Source organism: Fretibacterium fastidiosum, assembly GCF_000210715.1.
GTDB lineage: Bacteria > Synergistota > Synergistia > Synergistales > Aminobacteriaceae > Fretibacterium > Fretibacterium fastidiosum.
The window spans coordinates 1,663,516-1,666,871 of the sequence record NC_021038.1 but is presented as its reverse complement, the minus strand read 5'-3'; the positions used below and the strand labels follow the sequence as shown (position 1 = coordinate 1,666,871).

Below are 3,356 nucleotides of genomic sequence, written 5' to 3'. Positions count from 1 at the left end.
ACCCGAACGCGATCCTGGCCGTGACCGGTCAGTCCGTGTTCGGGCCGATCTGGCACTACTTCGGGGGACAGCCGGAGTTCACCTCCCTCAGCCTGCTCGGCGTGCAGGTGGGGATGATCAGCAAGCACGAGCTGGACTACGGCTGGAGCCACCTGGAGTCGGCCCTGCAGTATGTCACCTATCCCATGCTGCTCTCGAACGCCACCGTTCCGCAGAGCGTCGCCGACAAACTGCGGAAGACCATTATCGTGACCTACAAGAACTTGAACGTGGGCATCTTCGCCTTGATCTCCCCCACGCTCTTCGCCGCGACGACCCGCTGGGGCGCGAAGGACAGCGACGACGTGGAGTTCACGATCGTGCCGGACATCGTCGGCGCGGCCCGCGCGATGACGGAATCCCTGAAGGAACAGGGGGCGGACGTCGTCGTCATGTTCGGTGACCTTACCGAGGAGGAGAACGATGAGGTGGCGAGGGCCGTGTCGGGCATCCACCTCATCTTCGGGCGCGGCTCCAACGGAGATAGCCCCTCAAAGCCCGTCTTCGTCACCAACGAGGCGGGCTGGACCACCATGCTGGCCTGGGGAGGGGATCGGGGCCGGCTCATCGGAAAGGTCAATATCGAGCTCAAGGACGGCAGGGTCGCGGAGGCCGGCTCCACGTGGGAGGTCGTCCTCGTCACGCAGAAGACGCCGTTCGACCCCAACATCTACAACCTTGCCTCCGACTTCGAGGCGAAGCTCAACGCCCAGAGGGAGAAGGTCATCGGGTCCTTCGAGACGGAGGTCAACACCCAGAAACCCCTCGTCCGCAGCCGGGAGATGCCCATCGGAAACTTCCTGGCGGACGCCCTGCGCAACGTGTTCAAGACGGATGTGGGCCTCGTCAACGGCGGTTCCATCCGTGCGGACAAGACGTTTTCGATGGGTAACTTCTCGGAGAGAACGTTCCTCGATATCTTCCCCTACGGGAACGACGTCAGCCTCGTCACGGTTCCGGGCAGGGTCCTGCGCCAGGCGATGGAGTGTTCCGCCTCCGCCCTCATCGCAGGGCCGGGGGACGACTACGACACCTCCCGCCGCACCCCGACGGGCGGATTTCTTCAAGTTTCGGGCATTCGCGTCGTCTACGATTTGAAAAAACAGCCCATGACCTTCAACAAGGAGACCAACCAGGTCGACCGGCAGGGCGAGCGCCTCGTGACCCTCGCGATTCAGAGGGGGGACGGCCACTGGACCGAGGTGGACGACGACGCAAAGTACACCGTCGCCCTCAGTGCCTACCTGGCGAACGGCGGGGACCGCTACTTCATGTTCAAGGACGCGCCGAAAACCGACACCGACGCCAGCGACCTGGACACCACGCTCAAGTACATCCAGACCTTCTCCGAAGGCAAGCTGAACCTCACGAAGGACGGGCGCATCACGATCCTTACGCAGGAGGCGCCACAGCGCAAGAGCAACTGACGGGGTCCGGCACAGACGGGACGCCATCATCCACGCTGTCCAAGCACTAAAGAGAAAGCCGAACCCAACCTTTTGAACCATGGAGGAATCCAAATGAGGCAAAAGTTTTTTGCGGCGCTGTGTGCGCTGTGTGTCTGCCTGCTCTCCGGGACTCTGGCGCAGGCAAAGGACGGAACCATGACGCTCCTCACCCTCAACCGCCTGTCGGGGCAGCTCCTGCCCATCGTCACCAGGGTCAACAAGGGGACCGTCGCCATCGGCGGGCTGGCCCACGCGGCGGGCGTGGTGCAGAAAGTGCGGGAAACCGAGCCCAACGCGATCCTGGTCGTCAACGGAGGGTCCGTGTACGGTCCCATGTGGCGCTACTTTGGCGGCCTGCCGGAATTCACCTCCCTGAACCTCGCGGGCGTTCAGGTGGGCACCATCGGCATGCGCGAGCTGGACTTCGGCTGGGAGCACCTGAAGGGGGCCCTCCAGTACATCCGGTTCCCCCTGGTCCTCTCCAACGTGGACGTCCTCGACCCGGAGGCCGCCCCATTCTTCAAAAAGAACGTCATCGTCCAGGCGGGGGACCTGAAGGTGGGCTTCTTCTCGATGCTCTCCCCCCAAATCCTTACCGCCACGACCCAGAAGGTCGATGAGCTTCAGCTCTCCAAGGCGGGTCTCGTGGAGACGGCAAAGGCGATGGTGGCCGACCTGAGGGCACAGGAGGCGGACATCATCGTCATGCTCAGCAACCTGACGGACCTCGAGAACCAGCACACGTTGGAACAGGTCAGCGGCATCCACGCGGTGTACGGTCGCACGCTCGGCCTCACAGAGGACCCGCTGCCGGGTTTCGTGCGCGGCCCGGACGACTGGCTGACGACGATGCTCTGGAGCGGGACCGTGGCTCGATTCGTCGGCAGGCTGGACCTGACAACGAGGGACGGGCGGATCACCGAGGACAGCGTCAAATGGCAGCTCCTCAGCGTGACGCCAAAGGTGGAGCCCAACGCGGCCATCCTGAATCTGGCCACTCAGTACGAGGAGAAGCTGAACAAAAAACTGGAGACCATCATGGGGTCTTTCAACGTTCCAGTGGACGCCCGTAAGGAGGTCCTGCGCAGCGGAGAATCCCCTATCGGAAACTTCCTGGCGGATGCGATGAGAACCCGTTTCAGGACGGACGTCAGCCTCGCCAATGCGGGGAACATCCGGGGCAACAAGATCTTCCGTGAAGGGAAGTTCTCCGAGAAGACACTGCAGGAGCTCTTCCCCTACCAGAGCCGGGTTGACATCCTCACCGTCAGCGGCGACGTGCTGCGCAAGGCGATGGAGATATCGGCCTCCGCCCTTGCGGCTCACGGCGACGGCTACGACACGTCGTTCCGGACCCCTACGGGAGGCTTTCTCCAGGTGTCGGGCCTCAGGGTGGTCTACGACCTGAAAAACCCTCCAACGACCTTCAACGAGGACGGCCTCGTGGCCCAGTGGGGCAGCAGACTCGCAGACCTTCGGGTGGAGAAGGACGGCGCGTGGGAGCCCGTGGAGGACAGCGCGTACTACACCGTAGCGATCAGCTCATGGCTGTCGGAGGGTGGCGACCGCTACTACCTCTTCAAGGGCCTCCCCAGCCAGGATTCGGGCCTACTGGACTACGAGGTCCTGGTCGGCTACATCAAGACCTTCCCGGACGGGGCGCTGAAGCTGGCCCCGGACCAGCGCATCACGGTCCGGAAATAGCGCGATCGGGAAGACGAGGCGGGACTGCCCTGCGGCAGCCCCGTTTTTTATGGCATCGCGATCAAGTTTTGATTTTCCATCGTTAAAGGAAGCGTGCCGCTTCCGACGCGGATCATCAACTTGAAGGACAAGGCGCTTTGGGAGCGGTACAGAAAAGACGTCATA

At 62.8% G+C, this 3,356-nt stretch carries 2 protein-coding genes; both read left to right on the top strand.

Features of this window, described 5'->3' with window-relative positions; genetic code table 11:
* Positions 1-1,466, top strand: a 1,466-nt coding sequence (locus tag SY1_RS07685) for a bifunctional metallophosphatase/5'-nucleotidase (protein WP_208873322.1), incomplete at its 5' end; no start/stop codon positions are given.
* 93 nt (positions 1,467-1,559) lie between these two features.
* Positions 1,560-3,191 (top strand): bifunctional metallophosphatase/5'-nucleotidase, encoded by a 1,632-nt coding sequence (locus SY1_RS07680; RefSeq protein ID WP_015556684.1) that lies wholly within the window; start codon positions 1,560-1,562, stop codon positions 3,189-3,191.
* Positions 3,192-3,356 lie beyond the last annotated feature (165 nt).